The organism is Indolivaga capnocytophagoides DSM 22835, from assembly GCF_000426485.1.
Classification (GTDB): Bacteria; Bacteroidota; Bacteroidia; order Bacteroidales; family Dysgonomonadaceae; genus Dysgonomonas_A; species Dysgonomonas_A capnocytophagoides.
In genome coordinates, this window is sequence record NZ_AUFL01000016.1 from 14,525 (window position 1) to 37,221 (window position 22,697).

At 37.7% G+C, this 22,697-nt stretch carries 12 protein-coding genes; 7 read left to right on the plus strand and 5 right to left on the minus strand.

Going from position 1 to position 22,697, the window contains the following annotated elements:
- Nucleotides 1-5: 5 nt before the first annotated feature.
- Both K322_RS0109640 and K322_RS0109645 read right to left on the minus strand, forming a co-directional pair.
- Entirely contained in the window at nt 6-2,366 is a 2,361-nt protein-coding gene (locus tag K322_RS0109640) for a fasciclin domain-containing protein (protein WP_084158555.1), read from the minus strand.
- A gap of 614 nt (nt 2,367-2,980) precedes the next feature.
- Complete coding sequence (locus K322_RS0109645) at nt 2,981-3,679, minus strand: SMUG2 DNA glycosylase family protein (RefSeq protein ID WP_026626702.1); 699 nt, start codon at nt 3,677-3,679, stop codon at nt 2,981-2,983.
- A gap of 358 nt (nt 3,680-4,037) precedes the next feature.
- On the opposite strand from K322_RS0109645, the gene K322_RS0109650 reads away from it, so the two are divergent.
- From K322_RS0109650 to K322_RS0109675, 6 genes are all read left to right on the plus strand, one after another.
- The gene (locus K322_RS0109650; RefSeq protein WP_026626703.1) at nt 4,038-5,822 is read left to right on the plus strand and encodes an AraC family transcriptional regulator; all 1,785 of its coding nucleotides are present in this window, start codon (nt 4,038-4,040) and stop codon (nt 5,820-5,822) included.
- A 179-nt stretch (nt 5,823-6,001) separates the two neighbouring features.
- Complete coding sequence (locus tag K322_RS0109655; protein WP_260203779.1) at nt 6,002-9,271, plus strand: SusC/RagA family TonB-linked outer membrane protein; 3,270 nt, start codon at nt 6,002-6,004, stop codon at nt 9,269-9,271.
- An 18-nt stretch (nt 9,272-9,289) separates the two neighbouring features.
- On the plus strand, nt 9,290-10,702 hold the full coding sequence (locus tag K322_RS0109660) for a RagB/SusD family nutrient uptake outer membrane protein (RefSeq protein WP_026626705.1): 1,413 nt from the start codon (nt 9,290-9,292) through the stop codon (nt 10,700-10,702).
- Between the two features lie 22 nt (nt 10,703-10,724).
- Nucleotides 10,725-11,900, plus strand: coding sequence for a TlpA disulfide reductase family protein (locus tag K322_RS0109665; protein ID WP_026626706.1), 1,176 nt, complete (start codon nt 10,725-10,727; stop codon nt 11,898-11,900).
- Between the two features lie 20 nt (nt 11,901-11,920).
- Nucleotides 11,921-13,867 (plus strand): protein-disulfide reductase DsbD family protein, encoded by a 1,947-nt coding sequence (locus K322_RS0109670; RefSeq protein WP_026626707.1) that lies wholly within the window; start codon nt 11,921-11,923, stop codon nt 13,865-13,867.
- Nucleotides 13,868-13,942: 75 nt separating this feature from the next.
- A complete protein-coding gene (locus K322_RS0109675) occupies nt 13,943-15,229 on the plus strand; it encodes an L-cysteine desulfidase family protein (RefSeq protein ID WP_026626708.1) in 1,287 nt (428 codons plus the stop codon).
- A gap of 207 nt (nt 15,230-15,436) precedes the next feature.
- Here the strand turns inward: K322_RS0109675 and K322_RS0109680 are convergent, their stop codons facing one another.
- Entirely contained in the window at nt 15,437-15,799 is a 363-nt protein-coding gene (locus K322_RS0109680; protein ID WP_026626709.1) for a winged helix-turn-helix transcriptional regulator, read from the minus strand.
- 141 nt (nt 15,800-15,940) lie between these two features.
- On the opposite strand from K322_RS0109680, the gene K322_RS0109685 reads away from it, so the two are divergent.
- Nucleotides 15,941-18,214: an ATP-binding cassette domain-containing protein gene (locus K322_RS0109685; RefSeq protein WP_026626710.1), complete on the plus strand. Its 2,274-nt coding sequence runs from the start codon at nt 15,941-15,943 to the stop codon at nt 18,212-18,214.
- A gap of 90 nt (nt 18,215-18,304) precedes the next feature.
- Here the strand turns inward: K322_RS0109685 and K322_RS0109690 are convergent, their stop codons facing one another.
- Together K322_RS0109690 and K322_RS0109695 are read right to left on the minus strand one after the other, a co-directional pair.
- Complete coding sequence (locus tag K322_RS0109690) at nt 18,305-19,579, minus strand: TolC family protein (RefSeq protein WP_026626711.1); 1,275 nt, start codon at nt 19,577-19,579, stop codon at nt 18,305-18,307.
- A gap of 2 nt (nt 19,580-19,581) precedes the next feature.
- Complete coding sequence (locus K322_RS0109695) at nt 19,582-22,689, minus strand: efflux RND transporter permease subunit (RefSeq protein WP_026626712.1); 3,108 nt, start codon at nt 22,687-22,689, stop codon at nt 19,582-19,584.
- Between the last annotated feature and the right edge of the window lie 8 nt (nt 22,690-22,697).

Genomic DNA, 22,697 nt, shown 5'->3' on the forward strand with positions numbered 1-22,697 from the left:
GGTAATTATTCTTCTTCAGGTATATATTCCAAATAGTTATCTATTTCGTGGAGCACGGCTTTAGCTCCAAAAATATTGCTATGGCTTACACCTTTAACTACTTCAGCCGAACGGTTGACCGATCCGGTATTCTGAGTTCTGAACAGCAAATTTCCATTCGACTTTTCGACTCTCAGATAAGTAGAAGTGATAAGCACTTTATGCAAAGTAGAGGCCACATCGTATGCCTGAGTAGCACCACTAGACAGAAGTACTCTGTTGTAACCGTCATTTACATATACCTTACTAGGAATAATATGATATTTGATAAAGTTTATAGCCTTTTGCAAATCATTAATCGATTTTTTGGTTTCAGCAATAGTAGGCAATACTTTTGCAGCTATAGCAGCCTGCATCGCCTCATTGTTAGGCATAAGTATTGTATAGGAAGATGAAGTACTCAAGGTGAAGGCCAAAGAAGTCTGAGTAAACAGTTCAGTCATATAATCGCTGAAAATCGAGACATTCGAATTTTTCGCAGATGCTTTCTGTATATATGTAAGCATAGGCTGTTCCTGCCACCCGTCAACAGACGAGGGCATAGTTGTATTTCTAGAATACTGCAAGAGCCTGTCAATAGTATATACCGTTCCGTTATTAAAAGATTTCTTGAAAGTAGCAGTCACCCAATTTTCTTCATCATAATTACCTAACATCTGTATCTTTCCGTTTTTGAAGCGGATAAAGTCGCCCTCTGCATTTACGGCATAACCGAAACCGTCGTATCCCAGTGACGAATTTCCATTGAGATTCGCTAAACGGGTATCTATTTCGGAATTATGTATTCTCTTGAATATGTGAGACCTGATCAGACGCTGCATACGGGTATCAGCTACAACTAAAGAATTGGAATGTGAGAATCCATAGGCAGACGTCAGCCATTCCCATTTAAAACCATCGGCTGTTAACAGCTGATCACTTGGCAGAAGAATTATATAATCATTAGATGAATACCCATTCAGGGCGGAACGCATCAGTTCTTCCATCAATGAAGATTCAAAGTATTTATTAAAAGCATTTTTCAGCAAAGAATAAGCAGGATTCAGCAGTACTTCGGCAAAAACAGTTTCGAAATAGTGGCTTTTTATATAACTATTCGATCCGTAAAAAAATCCGTTACTGGCGGGTTTTATATCATAATAACGAGTACGATCAAAACCCTCACCTGTAGCACCTTCACCATTCAGATAATCACCCTGAGCATTCATCATTCCCTTATAGTTTCCGGGCCAAACCAACTCATTTATCATCTGCGCATTTATAAAATATCCCAAAATATCGGAAGGCACGTTATCCAATGACGAATAATAATCCTTTAATTTATCGTTAAAGAATTTCTGTACAGCATTATTATCCGGAGCAAAAAGGGTAAATCCATTGGTCTCCGCCTCTTTATCAGAAGTACCATAAGCCTCTGAATTAAGTGAAACCTGTAATCCTGAGTAGAACTTAACATATACCTGATTTATATTCTTAGAAGGATATAATTCTTTAAAATACTGATCTACGACACTGAAGTTATTATAACGAATATAATTATACTCACCGGAAGCATTTTTGCTCTGAACAAGCTTACGGAATATTGAATAATCATCTACATTCAGTATCTTCTCGAGATTCGGTAAAGGAACCAAGACCTTATTGACTTCATGAATGACACCGTTTCCGGCCATCAGGTCAGACTGTAATATGGAAGCATCCTGTACATTACGTCCCGTATATTGGCTTGAGGGATAAAATGTATTGTAATCTTCGGCAGTCAAAGGCTTTGTTCGCGAATCGAAGTACCTCGACAAGTAAAACGGCATATATTTCGAATTGGGTTTTGTGATGGTAAAAGAGCCTTCGCCATTTGCATCTACAACCCATATAGAATCCGAACCATTGTATTCACGATGTAAACCTTCATAATAAGTTGTTCTTTTTTTGATACTTTGCAAAGTATCCCATCCTCCGCTCAATATATCGCTCAAACGATCAAACTTATACGAGTTATAAACCAGAGAGTAGGCTACAATCTGATCTATTACCGATTGAGGAATATCTTTTACCGAGTTATACCCATTTGTAGACAGATAAGACTTAAAAGCCTCATCATTAGGGGCAAAACATGTAAACAAACCGCTTCCATGTAAAGAGGTCGCATACAAGGTACGGTCAACACATTCTAGATAATTAGTAAATCTCCCCTCTTGTTGTAAAACATCATACAACGGAGGGGCGACCCAAGAGGGATCTTTATAGTACTCATCCCTATCCTCTGTGCAATGAATCAGGGAAAAGCCTATAACCATAAGTAGTAGAATTTTAGGTAAGGTGCTCTTCATTCTATTCGTAATTTTAGTAATTAGAAATTGGTTTACAGGTGCAATAAGCGACAGCAAGTATTTAATGACGTATAGATAAGAGATAACTATCTGTATAGTTATACTTTATCGATCAATAAATGGATCTGTGACTTTAATCGAAGTTCAGATAAGATACAATACCTCATTATCGAAAATAAGGCATAAAACATCTTTTAAGTATTCATTACATATATACCAAGAAGCATATATGTTCTTTCTAAAGTTTTTCTTAGTAATTAATCGGCATATAAAAATACCGGAAAGGTTCGTTATTTTTCAATCATAATTGTGTTCTCATTAAGTTTAGAAAAAGTAATGTAATTTAACGTCTGTTTTCATTTAGCTTAGATTGTTAGCAAAGAAATAAATGTTGCAATAGATAACGAATATAAAATTGTACATATACATGGAAAATTATGCCTGAACACTGGAAATATTAGCGCAGAGGGGTCTTTTAGTGTAGAAAATACATTTTTGGAGATAAGTATCTAGAAGATATTAAAGAAGATATTCTGTAAAAAATGAAGTTAAATGATCATTTTTTATGGTATTTTTTTTTATTTTTTTTATCATTTAGCACAATTACATATTGATTACCCTGAGATTCCATTAAGAGCCAAAATATATTTATCTATATACAGCTGCTTCTCTTTCATCTTGTATTGCTGAATATATCTGGGATGCTCCAATACCGTAAATTCATCGAATAAGTGTTCTTCTTTATTCAGTTTTTGTATAAAATCTGCATTCTTTTTACCCAGAATAAATACTTTCGATGTATCTAATCCCAGTTCAATATGTTTTTTTAGAGATTCTATCATAAACCCTTTTACCATAATAAATAGGTCTTTATCATCATAATAGTTTGCATTCACCCAATTTCCACCTTTTGTGCGGCGGATAATAGCCAAAGGAAAGGGAGAGTTAATGTAAAATTGATTGTAGAACAAAGCAGCCCCTCCATATGCATTTATCATTTCATACATAAAAACAGATGAGACTTCATGTGTATGCGCCGATTTCATGACGATTCCGCATTCACTTTCCAAGCGTTTAGTGTCTGTAAACGGAACACCCGTCACACCTGCTCCGTGCCGACTGGGATTAATTCCTATAATAAATTGTCGGCGATTAGTATCATTGTAGTATTTACGATAAAACTCACCCATTACCTTCATGGTTTCGGGATTATCTAAATAAGGATTTAGAACCCTGAAGTCGTCAGGTAATTGCCCCGAATAATGGAGATTCTTATTAAAATCAATAATTCGATCAGCTATTTTATTTCTCATTCAAAAATCAGTGCTTTTATATTCTATTTCTAAAAACGAATTATCGGTATTTTAGTTCAATTTCATTAGTCATTTTGCATGACTCGGCATAGTCTAAACAAGTTAAGCTCTGCTCTGGCGACTTAAAATCTTCATGTCTTATTAAATAAGCTAAAATATTAATCATTTCACTTAAATTCATTCTAAAACGCAGAAAATCCTGACCAGTTGAAAATAATAGGTTAATTTTGTGACTCGAAAGATATTTATCTTTAAAATAACTTTAACTTGTATCAAGCAACAGAAAGTATTATAAGTTCATAACAGGCTTTGGCTTTTATATTAACCAAAGCAGTAAATAGGTCTGAGATCTTAAAAGATGAAATTGACAACTCCATATCGTTTTCTTGCGTTTATCGCCATGCATCTGATTGTACTTGGGCTATCTTCTCAAGATCAGAAATATGCGTCTAATCCCGACCGCACCATCAGAGAGTTGAAATTAAAGCTGAATAAGGATAAACATAATTATGAAGAACTGAAAGAACTATCGTCACTACTTGTAAACAGAGGCGATTATAACCAGACCATATTTTATGCCAGAAAACTGGACAGCATCTCTACCATTAATAAGAATGAAGTATATCAAATGTATGCCAGTATATATCTCGGGCAGGCTTTGATGATGAATGGTGTTCAGGAAGAATCGAGATATTATATGGATAAATCTCTTAAATTGGCTATCAGCTTATCTAATGATTCAGCATTGGCTTCGGCTTATAACGGGTTAGGACTATATGCTGCAAATATAGAAATGGATTACTACCGGTCTATAAATTATTTTTTCAAAGGAATACAAGCTGCGCAAAGAAGTTCCAACGAGAGGTTGTATTCGATTTTGCTGTGTAATATATCGGGCATATATTATCTCAAGAAAGACCCTAAAGGGCTGAAATATGCATTGGAATGCTATGAACTGGGACATAAAAAACGGGATCCCTACCTTATCTTTTGTGGTTCGACTAACTCGGCTTACATGTATTATTTACAAAAAGATTATGAAGAGGCTTTGAAGTATATAAAAGAAGCGGAGTTCATAATGGATAAGAATAATTTCTATGACAGAGCCAATGTGTACAACTTGTACGGAAATATTCTTCTGGAAAAAGGAGACAAATCTTCAGCCCATGAAATGTTTGATAAAGCATTGTCGTTCGAAGAACATTCTCAAATATCCTCGATTGTTGATTCTTATCTGGGATTAGCTAAATTAATGATTGTAGACCGAAAATATCCTGATGCTCTGGCATTTTTATATAAGGGGCTCGACATTTCGCAAAAAAACAAAAATACCATACATACTTTGACTCTCTATGAAAAGATCGCGGATACGTATCAACTCGAAGAGAATTATGAGAGTGCTATAATGTATTATAAAATATATCATCATTTGTCGGATAGCGTATTTAATGCTGATAAAGAAAGGTCTATAAGCGAATTACGTGTAAAGTACGACATGGAGAAACATGAGAATGAAGTACAGCAAAGTAACCTGATTATCTTACAAAAAGAGAAAAATATTCAGGCTTTATTATTCGCCTTGGTTCTTATTATCTTATTGCTAGGAGGTACATATCTGTCATATTACAGGAAAAACAAATTGTATCTTCAAATTGTAAAACGCAATCAGGAAGCCATAAAGAAAGAAAAGTACCTGCAAGCACAGCTCGCAGAATTATCAGAAACAGAGTCAAATAATCCTGCTCCGGATAAATATACAGGGTCATCTTTAACAGATGAAAAGAGTTTGAGTCTATATAACAAATTAGACAATCTGATGCGGAAAGAGCATATATACAGACAAAAGGATATTACTAAAGAAAAATTAGCCTTGTCGCTAAATACGAACAGAACTTATTTATCTCAGGTTATAAATACATATGCAAATGTAACCTTCAATCATTTCATCAATTCATTCAGAATCGAAGATGCGGTACGTACCCTTTCAGATCCCGAATCGGACGTTCCTCTCAAAGCATTGGCTTCTGATCTGGGTTTTAATTCTATCACAACTTTTTACAAAGCCTTTCAATCATCTGTGGGCATGACTCCGTCTCAATATAGGGAGAAGGTTGTTCTTCTCGAAAAGATGAAATCGAAATAAAGTTTTAGCTTTTTAATCAAATCTTCGCAACCTCTTAAAAAAGATGCAGTTTTAACAAATTTTCGACTTTTTTACTTCAAAAACAGCAATTGCCGTTTTTTAAACTATCTATTTAATGCAATATTGGTTTTTTTAATATTATTTTGCTTTCAAGGTAAATGTTAGAAAATTCAATAAGTATGAAAAGGATGTTAAACTATTTGAGAATTGTTCTCTTATTTCTGGCAGGAAGCCTGCACACGGTGGCGGCTCAGAATGTAGGAACGGGAGGTATAAGTATTCAGGGAAATGTAACGGATACCGACGGTAATTTAATGCCGGGTGTATTTATTTCTTTGAAAAGTGGCAGTAAGGTATTAGGAGGCACAGCTACCGACAACAATGGTAAATATTCAGTTGTAGCCCAATCCGAATCCGATTCTATTGTTTTCTCTTTCATCGGCTATCAATCACAAAGTCTCGTGATCGGAAAAAAGAGAGTTTTTAATATCAAAATGAATGACACCAGTTCAAATCTGGGAGAAGTAGTGGTTACAGGTTACCAGACTATCTCGAGAGAAAGAGCAACCGGATCATTCGCCAAAGTTACATCCGAAACATTAAGTAAACAAAGATTGAGCAACCTCAGCACCTTATTGGATGGACAGGTTGCCGGATTTACTAACGGCTTATTAAGAGGAACCACCTCCATGCACGGAGCGACCAGTCCTCTATATGTTGTAGATGGATTTCCGATTGAAAATGTCCGTTTCGATGGTTCAACAGGAAAGTCTTTAGAAGGTCTGCCTGATTTAAATATGGAAGACATCGAAAGCATAACAGTGCTTAAAGACGCTGCCGCCACTTCTATTTACGGAGCTCGCGCAGCAAACGGTGTTGTAGTGATCGTTACAAAGAAAGCTTCAAGAGGAAAAACCCAAGTATCGTTTTCCAGCACATTCACAGTCTCTCCTTATTCTTACTATAAAAAGGGTTTGACTAATTCAGCAGACATCATTGACATCGAAAAAGAATGGGCAGCCAGCAACTCTTCGTTGCAAGGGGCAAACGCGGCACAGTATGCGCAACAAATGCTAAAAGATAACATCTATCCTACACAGGGCATATCTTCGATTCTGAACTACTATGCAGGAAATATCTCAGAATCAGAGCTCCAGAGCCGTCTGAATACTCTTTCTCAACAAGGATATAGTTATTATGACGATCTGAAAAAGTATACCAAACGCAACCCTTTCTATCAGCAATACAACTTGTCGATAGGTAAGACATCTGACACTAATATATTCAGGGCATCTGTTACATATCGTAATAATAAGCAGGAAGATTTATATACAGATGATCAATCGGTAGGTATAAACATATCTAACAGTCTTGACATCACCAAATGGCTGAAATTAGATTTGGGCACATACAATTATTATCAGGATCAGAATATGCAAACATACAAGGCATCTTCTCCCGGATATAAATATCTGCCATATGACGTATTGAAAAATGCGGATGGAACAAATTACACCTCATTGGCTTCATCTCGTATGACCCGTTACAAGATCCAGGAGATTGAAAATCATGGACTGTATAACATGGACATTACACCTCTGGACGAAATCGGACGAAATCTGGGAAAAACCAAAAGTTTTCAGAACCGCACATATGCCCGTCTTAATATAAAACTGACAGACTGGTTGAATGTCAGTTCGATGTTTCAATACGAATATGGCTCAGACAGATATTCTAAACTTTCGGCTAAAGATTCTTACAGTGTCCGGGACAAAGTAAATAGTTTCGCCACCGAAGGAGATAATGGAACCGAATTTAACATTCCATACGGTAATATATACAATACAGTAAATTACTATTCTAAAGCGTATACATCAAGACAGCAAATTGATATAAATAAGACATTCAACGAAAAACATGTCCTTACAGCATTAGTTGGAAATGAAATACGAGAAAACAAAACAGAGTTCTCAAATAATACTCTCTACAATTACGATCCTGATATCCTTACTTACACTTTAATTGATGCTGCAAAAATGGCTGGTGCCTATTTTACTCCAATTTGGGGAGGACGCCTTACAACATCAGATGTGGCATCAAGTTCGGAAGTAACAAACCGATTTGTATCATTTTATGGTAATGCAGGTTATACATATGATGAAAAATATATGCTTACGGGTAGTTTGCGTTGGGATCGTTCGAACTTATGGGGAACAGCCTCAAAGTATCAGAATAAGCCCATATGGTCAACCGGATTAGCCTGGAATCTGGAAAAAGAGTCATTTATGACATTACCATGGGTCGATCGTCTAAAACTGCGTATATCTTATGGTATAGCTGGTAATATTGCAAAAGACGCAGCACCCTATATGGTTGCCTATTATACGCCTAATACAACAGTTGGTGGTACTCAAGGTACAATTTCGACTCGCCCTAATCCTTCATTATCTTGGGAGAAAACAACAACAACTAATATTGCAACAGATTTTGCTTTATTCGGTAATCGCCTGAACGGTACTATTGAATATTATAATAAATCGGGAAAAGACTTGCTGGCAAATGTCACAGGGAATCCTACCGAGGGCTATGGTTATTCTACCTATAAAATAAATAATGGGGAGATGAACAATCGGGGAGTCGAAATAACCTTATCAGGTGAAATTATCAGAACAAAAGATTTTGGTTTCAGTTCGACTTTCGTGTACGGGTACAACAAAAATAAAGTAACCTATGTAAATGTAGAAGCTCCGGTCTATTATCTGCAGCTGGATTATCCAAAGGAATATCCTCGCATAGGCAATCCCTATCAGGCAATTTATGCATATAAATGGGCAGGTTTAAGCTCAGATGGTCTCCCTCAGGTGTATAATGAAGAAGGAGAAGCAGTATCTTCTATTCCTTCAGATCTTGAAGCTATTCACTATGCCGGTACTACGGTTCCCGTACATAGCGGCTCGTTCAGTAGTAATTTCAGATACAAAAACTTCGACCTTTCATTCATGCTGATATACGAAGCAGGCCATAAGATGCGTAATACATTCTTGCCTACGCTTAGTGCAGATTGGTCTAGCGCTGCAGGTGCTTACATAACAAGCGCAGCGGCTACTAACAAAAAAATAACAAATCGGTGGCGAAATCCCGGCGATGAAGCACACACAGATATTCCTCGGATTCTTTTTGCAGAAAGTCCCAATTACAGCAGCAGTTTATATACTATATACGCAAATGCAGATATAAATGTAATCAGCGCATCTAACGTTCGGTTAAGCAATATAGCTCTGTCTTATTCCATTCCTTCCGAGATATGCACTAAAGCCTTCCTTCGTAATGCCCGCGTTCAGTTTAATATCGAAAACCTGATGACAATAGCGGAAAGCACCGAGGCTAAATATCTTTTAGGTGGATATAACAGTCCGAATTATGTATTAGGTCTGTATCTGAATTTTTAATCAAATAATAAGAAAGATATGAAAACATATATATTAAAAACAAGAATATTAGCTGTATTTAGTGCCGTTTTATTCCTTACGTCATGCAGTGATTATCTGGATATTTTACCGAAAGGGAAAAAAATCCCTACAACTTTAGCCGACTTCGAAGCATTTATCAGAGACGAGTATTCAAATCAAAGAGTAGACGTAGCCAATGCCATAAACCTGCTAAATGACAGATACCAAACCAATGCCAATCTCAATTATTATGAGCTGACCAAAGCGAATTATATGTGGGACGAATCGGCAGACAGAATATACCTGAATAATTCGGACGAAAGTGCCTACTACACAACTTACCAGTCCATTTCGTCCTGCAATCTGATTATAGAACATGCTCCAACGGCAACAGAAGGTACCGACACCGAGAAAAATCAACTAATAGCTTATGCAAAGGTGTTAAGAGCGATGAACTATTTCAATGTAGTGAATTTTTATGCCGATACATATCAGGAGAGCACTGCCGCATCTAAAGGGGGAGTACCCCTTATCACCAATGCGGATATCAATGCTGCTTACAAACAAGGAAATGTAAAAGAAACATACGATTTCATACTGAATGATGTAAACGAAGCCCTACCCTTTCTTAAATCAACTTCGCCTACACCTCTGCATCCTAATATCGGAGCTGCTTACGCATTTCTGGCAAGAGTATATTTGCAAATGAGTAATTATACAGAAGCTTTGAAATATGCAGATTTGGCTTTAAAAGAAAATGGAGAATTGTATGATTGGGTATCGTATTATGCTCAATATAAAGAGAGAATAGAAAATCCAGATTTATATACGACAATGCCTTCTCCGACAAATTATTATTATGTGGAAAATTATAATTTCAGACATGGTGCAACATCTTATTCATCTACCGAAAATCCAATATCAGTAGAACGTCAGGCTCAATTTGAAAACGGAGATGCACGTGCAGCAATGAGATGGAAGAAGAGAACAATCGGAAGCGAAACATATTGTGTAAGTACTACTCAAGGCTTCTTCAATAACGGAGGAATGACAACTGTAGAAGTTTACCTGATCAAAGCAGAATGTCTTGCTCGTACCGGAAGCATAGATGAAGCAATGAATATATTAAACAAAGTACGTAAAACACGAATTCTTGCCAACAAATACACCGTACTGACAGCATCAACCGAAGAAAAAGCAATAGAATACATCCGATTGACAAAAGACAACGAGATGATATTAACCATTGTTCCGTTCATAGATGCTCGCAGGTATAATCTGGACGCTAAATATGCACGCACTCTGACTAAGGTAGTGGATGGTAAAACACTTACACTATCTCCTACTTCACATCTGTGGACTATGCCTTTCCCTAATGGAGCGGTTAAAAATCCCGGAAACGGAACAATAACCCAGAATGTAGCTAAATAAGGACTCTAAAAAATATCAAATTATGAAATCAATGAAAAGTTTTATAAGTATTATAGTTATATGCTTGCTTATAACTTCATGCAGCTCAAAACCAGCAACCTCTTATACGATTGAAGGTTCTATTGCCGGACTGGAAGATGGAGCACAGGTAGAATTAATTCCCGGAGCAACTCATAAGGACGAAAAGCCCATAAGCGAATCAGTAGTTACGGCAGGAAAATTCACCTTCACCGGAGCGACCGAAGAACCTCGTCTCTTTTATCTCCATATAAAAAACTCTTATGGACTCATAAAAGTAATGGTTGAAAACGGCAGTATAAGAATTACAGCAAAAGCCGAAAAACGTGATACAAACGGCAATATATCTTATACTTTCGAAGATTTGAAAGTAGAAGGAAGTCCATCCAACGATCTGTATCTAGCGAAAATAGCTCCTCGCAACATGCTAGATTCCTTGTACAATGCTTATCACGAGAATAACAAAGCGATCTCTGACGCAATTAGTGCTGCCAGAATGAATAACGACAAAGCCCTTATGGATTCGTTAAATAATACCGATGCAGCAAAAAAACTGGCAGCTGACGAAAAGAATTTCTTCAATACAGTAGAAGTTACCATGAAAAAGATCGTAATGGACAACAAAGATTCTTGGTGGGGACCTCTATTGATGCTGGATGTAATGAGCTACTTTACCCCTGATCAGAACAGCTGGTATGAGTCTTTTTCACAAGAAGCAAAGGACAGCTATTATGGTAAGATTGTAAAAGAAGAATTATTCCCTGAAGGTTTTGTCGGAAAAGATGTTCCTCCGTTTGCTCTGGAAAATGCTGATAAAAGCGAAACTACACTAGCAGCCGTAACTCAAGGCAAAAAATATTATCTGATCGATTTCTGGGCTTCGTGGTGCGCTCCTTGCCGCAAGGAAATCCCGAATCTAAAAAAATTATACAAAGAATACTCCTCTAAAGGATTTGAGATCGTAAGTATTTCTATTGATAAAAAAGAAGCAGATTGGAAAAAAGCTTTGGATGAAGAAAAACTTACATGGCCTAACTTCCTAGATACTAAAGGAGCCAGTGATGCCTTTAAGGTAAAAACAATTCCTGCAATGTTTCTTGTTGATGAAAAAGGTAAGATCATCGCTGAAAAAATCAGAGGAGAAGAACTCGAAAACAAATTAGCGGAACTATTTAAATAAAGCTAAAATAATATAGACTGATGAAGAAGTTTCTTTTTTCATTATTGGTTTTAATTATATCAATTCAGGTACAGGCTCAAATTCAAGAGCCTGTACGCTTTAACAGCAAACTGAATATATTATCGGAAACCGAAGCTGAAATAACATTTAACGGACTTATAGATAATGGGTGGCACATATATTCTACAGAAATGCCATCCGGAGGTCCGGTATCTACAACCATATCCCTAGAAAAAATATCAGGAGCCGAACTAGACGGTAAACTGACATTCAAAGGACAAGAGATAAAGACTTTCGACAAAATCTTTGATATGAATCTACGCTACTTCGAGAAAAGCGTAGTTTTCATTCAGAAAGTAAAAATTACGTCTCCCGATTTTGTACTCAAGGGAGCATTGGAGTATGCCGCATGTAATGACGAAAGCTGTCTGCCTCCAACCGAAGTTGAATTTAATTATACAAAAGGGAATGGGTCTACAGTCAATGCGACCGATTCTTTACCTACAAGTAATCTTGCTGTTAATACCTCCGTTAAAAATGATCTATGGAAGCCTGTTATATCGGAATTAAACAATTTCGGGGAAACTTCGGCTTCAAATGATTCATCTTGGGTATACATCTTCATAACCGGATTTTTAGGAGGCTGCCTTGCCCTGTTCACTCCATGCGTATGGCCGATAATACCCATGACAGTCAGCTATTTTCTGAAACGCAGCGAAAATCGGAAGAAAGGCATCAGGCAAGCTATTATTTACGGGCTGTCCATCATAGTTATTTATGTGGCATTAGGTCTGGCAGTTACGCTTCTTTTTGGAGCCAGTGCATTAAATGCGTTATCAACCAATGCCGTATTCAATATACTGTTCTTTATCATGCTGGTCGTTTTCGCTGCATCATTTTTCGGTGCGTTCGAAATCACTTTACCCTCGTCATGGAGTACAGCCGTAGACAGTAAAGCCGAAAAAACGGGAGGTCTGTTGGGAATCTTCCTCATGGCATTTACACTTTCTCTGGTCTCATTCTCTTGTACAGGTCCCATTATCGGATTTTTGTTGGTAGAGGTTTCTACGTCCGGCAATATTATAGCCCCTGCTATCGGGATGCTTGGTTTTGCTTTCGCTTTAGCATTACCGTTTACATTCTTTGCCTTATTCCCATCTATACTTAAATCGGCACCCAAATCTGGCGGGTGGATGAATGTTGTTAAAGTATTCTTGGGATTTATAGAATTGGCTTTTGCCTTGAAGTTCTTTTCAGTGGCAGACCTTGCCTATGGGTGGGGAATTCTGGATAGAGAAACATTTCTTGCTTTATGGATTGTCATATTTGGATTATTAGGTGTCTATATGCTCGGAAAGTTGAAGTTTCCGCATGACGACGACAGCAAAACAGTAAGCATCCCCCGATTCTTTATCGGATTGATCTCATTAGCTTTTGCTGTATACATGATACCCGGGTTGTGGGGTGCCCCGCTAAAATCAATAAGTGCATTTGCTCCTCCGTTGAATACTCAGGATTTTAATTTGTATACCAAGGAAATACATGCTAAATTTGATGATTATGATGCAGGAATGGATTATGCCCGAAAAAACGGGAAGCCTGTTATGATCGATTTCACCGGATATGGATGCGTAAATTGCAGGAAAATGGAATTAGCAGTTTGGACAGATACACGGGTAGGCAGCATTATTGAAAATGAATATGTACTTATCACACTGTATGTAGACGATAAACGCCCGCTGGCTGAACCGATTGTTATAACCGAGAACGGAAAAGAAAAAACTTTGAAAACAATCGGTGATAAATGGAGTTACCTTCAACGTTCCAAATTCGGAGCTAATGCCCAACCATTCTACGTACTGATAGATAATGACGGTATGCCTCTCAACAAGTCGTATGCATACGACGAAGATATAGAAGCGTATGTAAATTTTCTACAGGGAGGATTAAATAATTATAAAAAGTAAACGTTTGTTTTCTAGATAAAGGAGAGAAGTTTGAACATTGATACTCAAACTTCTCTTTCTGAAATAATTCATTGTATGGAAAAGAATTTACGGGATAGATTTGCAGCCTTGATCAAGAAGGAAGTGATTCCTGCTATCGGCTGTACCGAACCCATCGCAGTTTCGCTATGCGTTGCGAAAGCAAAGGAAATATTAGGACAGAAACCAGATAAGATAAAAGTATACCTCAGTGCTAATGTTCTGAAAAATGCTATGGGGGTGGGAATTCCCGGTACAGACGGAATGATCGGATTGCCTATTGCAGTAGCTTTAGGAGCTCTGATCGGTAATTCTGAATATCAGCTGGAAGTTCTTAAAGATTCTTCTCCCGAAGCTGTGGAAGAAGGCAAACAGATGATAACCGAAAACAGGATCGAAATTAAACTAAAGGACGGAATAACTGAGATGTTGTACATTGAAGTTACCTGCTCTTATAAGGATGATCTTGCAACGGCTGTTATATCCGGTAATCATACCAATTTTATTTATTTGAAGAAAAACGATACTATCCTGTTTGATTCGAAACTGCAGACTGAAAAATCTTGCGACAAAGATGATCTGGAGTTAAACATGAAACTCATCTATGAATTCGCAATAAATACACCAATTGAGGAATTGGAGTTCATATTGGAATCAGCAAAAGTTAATAAGGCTGCATCCGAGCAATCATTCAAAAACAAATACGGACATGAACTGGGGCGTACCTTAAATGGTAAATCACAGTATTCGGTTATGGGAGACAATGTATTCACCAGCATCTTATCCTACACCTCTGCAGCCTGCGATGCCCGTATGGCTGGGGCTAAAATCCCTGTAATGAGTAATTCAGGGAGTGGAAATCAAGGAATTGCAGCAACGCTGCCTGTTACCATATACGCCGAAAAGAACAATAAAACAAAAGAAGATCTGGCCAGAGCTCTGATAATGAGCCATCTTACAGTCATTTACATCAAACAAAAGCTAGGCAGATTATCTGCTCTTTGTGGCTGCGTAATAGCGGCAACAGGCTCGAGTTGCGGTATTGTCTTACTTATGGGTGGCGAGTATGAGCAGGTTACATTTGCCGTTAAAAACATGATAGCCAATCTAACCGGAATGATCTGCGACGGAGCAAAACCAAGTTGTTCAATGAAGTTGACCAGCGGTGTATCTACTGCGGTTTTTTCAGCAATGCTGGCTATGGAACAGAAGTATGTCACATCTGTAGAAGGTATTATTGAAGATGATGTAGACAAATGCATTGATAATTTAACCCGAATAGGATCTCAAGCAATGCAGGAAACAGACAAAATGGTACTTGATATAATGACTCATAAAAAGTGATGTGTAATTTTTCGGGTTCCCTGAATGGCATGGCAACTCATTTGGGTTGTCTATTGAGTTCTAATAACTACGATCGGCGATACAATTGGTCGTTTATTTCCTGTATTTATTACATCGGAAACAACTGATAGAGATAACAATCAGTCTGCACCAAAGCGTGGGAGAAAGAAATATTCGTTATCACCCGGGGAGCATCTGAATTTATATTTACCGAGATTCATCGACCCTACTACTTATTATATAATCCTCCTTGAACTTATCTCCCCATTGCCACATCTGATCAATGATCGGAATCAATCCTTTGCCTGCTTCAGTCAAAGAGTATTCGACTTTCAAAGGCAATATAGGATATACTTTTTTCTCCAGAATCCCCATATTCTCTAATTCTCCTAACTGCTTTGTCAATACCCGTTTAGGGGCAATACTTATGCTTCGTTGTAAATCGCACGGCCTTACCACTCCTTTGCTGATCTCTAATATCAGCCAGGCATTCCAACTGGATGATAAAATATCGATCGCAATACGCACCGGACAATCGGAATAGTCCATCGGATTCTTCTTTACATACATAATATTCTCCTTTTTATCCTATACGGCAAAGGTAATCAATTCTGACTCAAGTGGAGATTAATTTATCACCCTATGATAATTTTATCCCTTATTGATCAAGGAATTAAGAGTATCTAACTTTGAAAAAAATAATCAGGAAGAATGGATAAGAATCAAATAATAATAAAAGGAGCAAGAGAAAACAACCTCAAAAATATTTCAGTCAGAATACCCAAAAAGAAAATAACTGTATTCACAGGAGTATCAGGTTCCGGTAAAACATCATTGGTTTTTGATACAATAGCAGCAGAATCGCAAAGATTGTTAAATGAAACTTACGATAGTTTTATCCGTCATCGGTTACAACAATATGGGAAGCCGGATGTCGATAGCTTGGAAAATCTGTCGGTAGCCATTATCGTGAATCAAAAGAAGATAGAAGGCAATGTCCGATCCACAGTTGGAACGATTACCGATATATATTCATTGCTTCGATTATTGTTTTCCCGTATTGGACAGCCCTTTGTCGGTCATTCTTCTGTTTTTTCTTTTAATAACCCTCTCGGAATGTGTTCGTGCTGCGAAGGTTTAGGTAAAACAAATGCTATTGACTTGGATGAGTTGATTGATAAAGAAAAATCCTTAAACGAAGGAGCTATCCTATTCCCTACATTTGAGGCAGGCGGATGGCGTTGGACGCGCTATGTCTATTCCGGATTATTCGATAATGACAAAAAGATAAAAGATTACACTGAAGAAGAATGGTATAATCTGATCTATGCAAATGACTTAAAATTACTTCAACCTGATTCCCGATTTCCAAAAACAGGAATATACGAAGGCGTACTTCCTCGTTTTGAACGCAGCTTTTTCAAAAAAGAATCGAAAGAAATTACCGGCAAAAACATATCCCGATATAAAGAAGTCGTAAAACAAGGTGTTTGTCCCGAATGCAAAGGCAACCGTTTAAACCCTCAGATTCTATCATGCAGAATAGCTGGAAAGAATATTGCAGACTGCTGCAATATGCAGATTGACGAACTACTCACATTTATAAAAACAATAAACAACAACTCTATCTCTCCATTATTGTCAGCGATCATAGAAAATCTCGAAAACCTATTAGCTATCGGTCTAGGTTACCTGACTTTAGGTAGGGAAACGTCTTCATTATCGGGGGGGGAGTCTCAACGGATAAAGCTTGTCCGGCATTTAGGCAGCAGCCTGACCGACCTTACTTATATTTTCGATGAGCCAAGTGTTGGGCTACACCCGAATGATGTACAACGACTGAATAAATTATTAATAGAATTACGTGATAAAGACAATACAGTCTTAATTATAGAACATGATCGTGATGTTATCGCTATTGCCGATCATATTATAGATATGGGAACAGGTGCAGGTAAAAACGGTGGAAGGATTGTGTATGAAGGAAATTTTGATGGACTAAAAAGAACAGGTACACCAACCGGGAAGTATCTCAATCAGGAGAACCGGATTAAAACAGAATACAGAAAACCATCGGGTTACCTTCCTATAAGGAACAGTTTTCTTCATAATCTGAAAAATGTATCCGTTCAGATACCCAAAGAAATTTTAACAGTCATCTCAGGAGTGGCTGGTTCGGGAAAAAGTTCACTTATCAAATCACTGACAAACCATTATAAAGAAGTTGTTGTGATAGACCAAAGTCCATTAAGAGGAAGCAAAAGATCAAATATCTCAACTTATACCGGAATATCAGATGTTATAAGGACTATGTTTGCAAAACAGAATAAAGTAAAACAATCATTATTCAGCAGTAACTCAGATGGAGCTTGTCCCGAATGCAAAGGATTAGGTAGTATATCTACCGATTTAGCCTTTTTAGATCATGTAGAAATCCGATGCGAACATTGCAGCGGAACAGGCTTCAAACCGGAAGTACTGAAATATAAATTAAAAGAAAAAAACATTACAGATGTTATGGCTATGACGATCAGTGAGGCGAATGCTTTTTTCAATGAACGGGAAATAACCGAACCATTAAGCAAGCTTTGTGAAGTTGGTTTAGACTACCTGACATTAGGGCAATCATTAAATACATTTTCGGGAGGAGAGCGTCAACGCTTAAAACTTGCAGCAGAATTAGGGAATAAAGAATATATCTATGTCTTAGATGAACCGACAACCGGACTTCATGGTTCGGATGTTGCCAAACTAATGAAACTTTTTGACAGGTTGGTAAACGACAAGAATACGGTTATTATTGTGGAACATAATATGGATATTATCTCTCAAGCCGATTGGATTATAGACATGGGACTTAGTGCCGGTAAAGACGGAGGAGAAATTGTATTTGAAGGTTTGCCTGTCGATATAATTAAGAGCAACATTTCATTGACCGGAAAACATCTGAAAAGGTATATAGAAATGAAAGATCAAGATAATTAGTTAAAAGAATATCACAAAAAAATATCTATAGAAATATTGAAGTTGAACCTGTTATATCAGCTCAACTTCAATATTTAAGAATCAAGGAGTTTATCTTCCTGTTACCTGCAAATATTCAAACTGCTTTTGCTTATAGTCCGAGTATGTTTCAACATACCTGTCTCTACTTTGCTGCAATAAGGTCTGAGCATCCAGTACATCTGTAAGAGTTACTGTTCCTGCCTTATAATACTCATTGTTCAAACGTAAATTTTCAGAAGATTGCCCGATGGCATCTTTAGCCAGCAGTATCTGCTTATAGGCATTATCAAGTTCATTTTTGATATTCTGCATTTGCAGTAACAATTGCTCTTCTGTATCTATCTTATCGTTGTATGCTATCTGTTCCTGTATCTTTTGTTGTTTTATTGAATGGGAACCTCCCCACCATCCCGAAATCGGAACGCTGACAGAAACAAACACAGCCCCGTTTGAAGACCAGTTATCCAACAGATTTTCTCTGTAATATGTTGCTCCTACAGCTACCGTAGGCATATAATCAGCCCTTTTTATCTTAGTCTGAAGCTTTGATGCCTCTACGTTCTTATCCAGAAGTTTAGCTTCCGCCCTATTCGGCAGTGCACTCTTATGATCCACGTAATACTTTACCGGAGAGTCCACATCCTGAATATCAGGAGTTAATATCTCTAATGAGTCAGCCGAAGTGAGATCCAGATCCATTAGCTGGCACAAAGACATTTTTACCAGCTTAATATTGTTATCCAAATTGATCCGATTACTTGCCACCTCGTTCTTTTTTAATTTCACTTTCAACACATCGTTATTGGTAATCATTCCCATACGATAAGACAATTCCACATCCTTCAGGAGTTGGTCAACCTGAGCGTCTATGACATCCAGCGTTTTACTTTTCTCATACAAAGAGACCAATTGCCAGTAAAAGTTTTCGGTATTCAGCAACATATCGTTTTCAGATAGCTTAGCTTGATATTGGCTTACCTGAGTACCTAAATCTGCAAGTTTGTTTCCATTCACTATTTTACCACCTGCAAATATCGGTTGAGTGGCTGTAATAGAAGCACTCATCCCATTGTTTAAGAAACTAATGGGAGTTCCTCCCATATTCAAAGCAACCAAAGGATCCTTCGCCGTGAACCCGAATCCGGAAGCACTTACTGAGGGAAAATAATTTGTAAATGCATTTTTTTTGATCTCTTTGGATGATTCGATGCCCAGCAAACTATTCTTTATCTTTCTGTTATTTTTAACAGTCAGCTGTTTACAGTCTTCAAGACTGTACTTCACTTGTGCAGATACGGATATAACCATCATACACATTATCATTGCAATATATCTTTTATCCATAATTATTCGGTTTCTTGTTTTTTAGAATTTTTATCTTCGTGTTTGTATATCAGCCAGTAAGCCAATGGCAATAATGTCAGGATAAATATCATGGCAAAGATGGTACCGAAGCTTATAACTGTTCCCATCGGACACCACAAAGGGCTTTTACTTATAATCATCGGAATAACCCCCATAGATGCCGCAGCAGAAGTCAGGAATATAGGACGCATTCGACGTTTACCAGCTTCCAAAGAAGCTTCCAGCACAGATTTTCCGTGCTTATACCGTAATTCTTCTGTATAGTCGAACATGATAATTCCGTTACGCACAATAATCCCGATCAGGCTGACAACTCCCAATATGGCTGTAACACTAAAATCTACCCCCATTACTTTTAGTCCTATGGCTGCACCAAATATACTGAGCGAAGTAGATGCCAGAACCAGAGAGGCAAGACTTATCTTTTTAAAATGAAATACAAGTATGAAAAAGATAATAACTATCGAGATAGAAAGTGCCTTTACCATCTTTGGCATAGTCTCACCATCCGATTCTTTAACTCCTCCATAAGAAATGGAAACTCCCTTGGGCATGGACTTTTCGGAAACAGCATTTACAATTTCTTCCACTTTCGGCTGAACTTGCCCGACTCTCTCGCCTCTTTTCAGATCAATAAAAACGGAAAGAGTACGTACACCGTTTCTCCGGTTGATTTGTCCCTCAGTCCAGTTTGCAGATACATCGGCTATCTGACGTAAAGGCACACTGGGCGATAACAATCCCGATACATATTCATTCGAAATATCTTCGGCAACAGGATCTTTATTTTCCCATTTCGATTTCAACACAACAGGTAGCGAATAATCATTTTCCCAGATATTTGTTATCGGCATTCCTCCGAAACGGGAAGCTAACCCCAACCCTAAAGTCGCTTCATTTACCCCCAATCTGTTTGATTCGACAGGATCTACCGTGATTTTTATGCCGGGCAGCGGCTCTTCATAATTGGTATATATTCTGATAGGCTCGTCCAACTTTTTAAGTTCGACCATTAATGTATCCGCCATTTTTTTAAGATCAGCTATATTATCGCCTGATAAGCGGACATCAATATCAGCATCTACAGATTCATATTCCAGTTGTTTAAATTTCACAAACGCATTTGGATAATGATATGCATATTCTGTAGAATATTTGTCCAGCAACAATTCTGTATCTTCATTCGATGCAGTATTTACAATAAATTGAGCAAAATTAGATCCCCCGATCTTGGGAGCGTAAGCTGTTTGAAAACGAGGAGACCCCGACCCGATAAAAGACGTTATCGAAACAACCGTTTCTTCTTTTCTCAGTATACTCTCCATATCCTGAGCAACTGCTTCTGTCTGCTCGAGTGAACTGCCATTAGGCAAATATATTTCCACGGCAAATTGGTTCCGTTCGGCAACAGGCATCAGCTTCTGAGGAATATTAGCAAATATATAGATACCCGATATAATAGAAATTATGCCTATGCCGAGAGAAACTTTAGGATACTGAAATACTTTTTCGAGCAGCCGGTTGTATCCGTTTTGGAGTTTATCCAAAAAGGTTTCTTTTTGCTTATGTTCATCCTGCTTATCAGGTTGATGCAATCCTTTTCGGATAAAGAAGTATTGCAGGAACGGTATAAAAAGAACAGCCACAGCCAGAGATACTCCCAACGTTATAAGAATAGTCCATGGAAAGAGTTTCACGAAGTCGAGAAATTGTCCGGTGAGCATTAGCAGAAAAGGAAAAAACGTAAGGCTGATGGCTAATGTCGCCGATATAATAGACTTCGAATACTCTTTGGCACTTTCTATCGATGCCTGCCAACGAGGAATACCATGATCCAGTTTTTCGAGATAGCTGTCTACAACGACAATCGAATTATCGACTATCATCCCTAATACTACTATCAATGCAGCTAATGTCACCGTATTTAGTTCTATTCCAAAAGCGAACATCAATCCCAGCGAAATAAATATCGATATAGGAATGGAAGATGCAGCTACGCCGGCCACCCTCAACGGCAGCAATATCATAGTTACAAGTACTACAGCAACAATCGCAATTAACAGCTCTTTCAGAAATGTAGTGATGGAGTGCCCTACAACCTGCGGTTGATCTGCCACACGGTAAATATGAATATCATCGGGAATATCGTTCTGAAATTGTTGGAGAACCTTTTCCACATCTTTTCCATATTGGATAACATTATAACCCTCCCTCATTTCGGCAGATAACACCAAACATTTCTTACCATTGTTAGTTGTGTAGCTGGTAGGCTTCGGATATTCCCTTACTACTTTAGCTATATTCTTTAAGCGAATATGATTTCCCTGAGCATCAGAGTAAATAATTTGTTCTTCCAGATCTTTCTCTGACTGATAGGGCCTTTCGATATGGATAGGAACAACCATCTCGGGATTGTCTATTTTCCCTGCAGTAGTAATGAATCCTTTAGTGATCAGCGTCTGATACAGATTTAATATGTTAATTCCATACGCAGCCAGCTTTTCTTTCTCGATATATATGCTTATCTGCTCATTCTGTTCACCATAACGGCGCAAGTTCGATACAGACTCTATAGTTCTCAATCGGTCTTCGAGTGTTTCGAGATAAGTTTCCAATTGCCGGTAAGTCTTTGTCTCTGATTCGAGAGTTATAAGCAAAGCCGAAGTATCGCCAAAATCATCATTGGCAATGAGAGCCAAAACTCCCGAGGGTAATTTAGCTTTGAAAGTTGTCAACCCATGTTTTATTTTCGACCATACTTCATCTTTATTATTCACATCGTCATTCAATTCTACGTATACATAAACGATTCCATCTTTGGAATGAGAATATGTCTTGGACTTCTTGACTTCCTTGTATGTAAACAGAAAATTTTCGAGGGGTTTAGCCAATTGTTCTTCAACTTCTGCCGAAGTAGCTCCCGGATATACCCCCACCACAACTCCCTGACGGATTGTAAATACAGGAAATTCCTGTTTGGGCATCACATTCAGTGCATAAATGCCAAATAAACTCAATACAATGACAATGAGCAATATAATCTTATTATATTTCATTGCCCAGCCGATAATCCCGGATTCTGATTTCATATCTTCTT

Bases quoted from the DNA above. Each gene is read 5' to 3' on its own strand.
- K322_RS0109660 (WP_026626705.1), top strand. From the start codon at position 9,290: ATGAAAACATATATATTAAAAACAAGAATATTAGCTGTATTTAGTGCC.
- K322_RS0109665 (WP_026626706.1), top strand. From the start codon at position 10,725: ATGAAATCAATGAAAAGTTTTATAAGTATTATAGTTATATGCTTGCTT.
- K322_RS0109655 (WP_260203779.1), top strand. From the start codon at position 6,002: ATGAAAAGGATGTTAAACTATTTGAGAATTGTTCTCTTATTTCTGGCA.
- K322_RS0109640 (WP_084158555.1), bottom strand. From the start codon at position 2,366: ATGAAGAGCACCTTACCTAAAATTCTACTACTTATGGTTATAGGCTTT.
- K322_RS0109695 (WP_026626712.1), bottom strand. From the start codon at position 22,689: ATGAAATCAGAATCCGGGATTATCGGCTGGGCAATGAAATATAATAAG.
- K322_RS0109670 (WP_026626707.1), top strand. From the start codon at position 11,921: ATGAAGAAGTTTCTTTTTTCATTATTGGTTTTAATTATATCAATTCAG.
- K322_RS0109650 (WP_026626703.1), top strand. From the start codon at position 4,038: ATGAAATTGACAACTCCATATCGTTTTCTTGCGTTTATCGCCATGCAT.
- K322_RS0109645 (WP_026626702.1), bottom strand. From the start codon at position 3,679: ATGAGAAATAAAATAGCTGATCGAATTATTGATTTTAATAAGAATCTC.
- K322_RS0109685 (WP_026626710.1), top strand. From the start codon at position 15,941: ATGGATAAGAATCAAATAATAATAAAAGGAGCAAGAGAAAACAACCTC.
- K322_RS0109675 (WP_026626708.1), top strand. From the start codon at position 13,943: ATGGAAAAGAATTTACGGGATAGATTTGCAGCCTTGATCAAGAAGGAA.
- K322_RS0109690 (WP_026626711.1), bottom strand. From the start codon at position 19,579: ATGGATAAAAGATATATTGCAATGATAATGTGTATGATGGTTATATCC.
- K322_RS0109680 (WP_026626709.1), bottom strand. From the start codon at position 15,799: ATGTATGTAAAGAAGAATCCGATGGACTATTCCGATTGTCCGGTGCGT.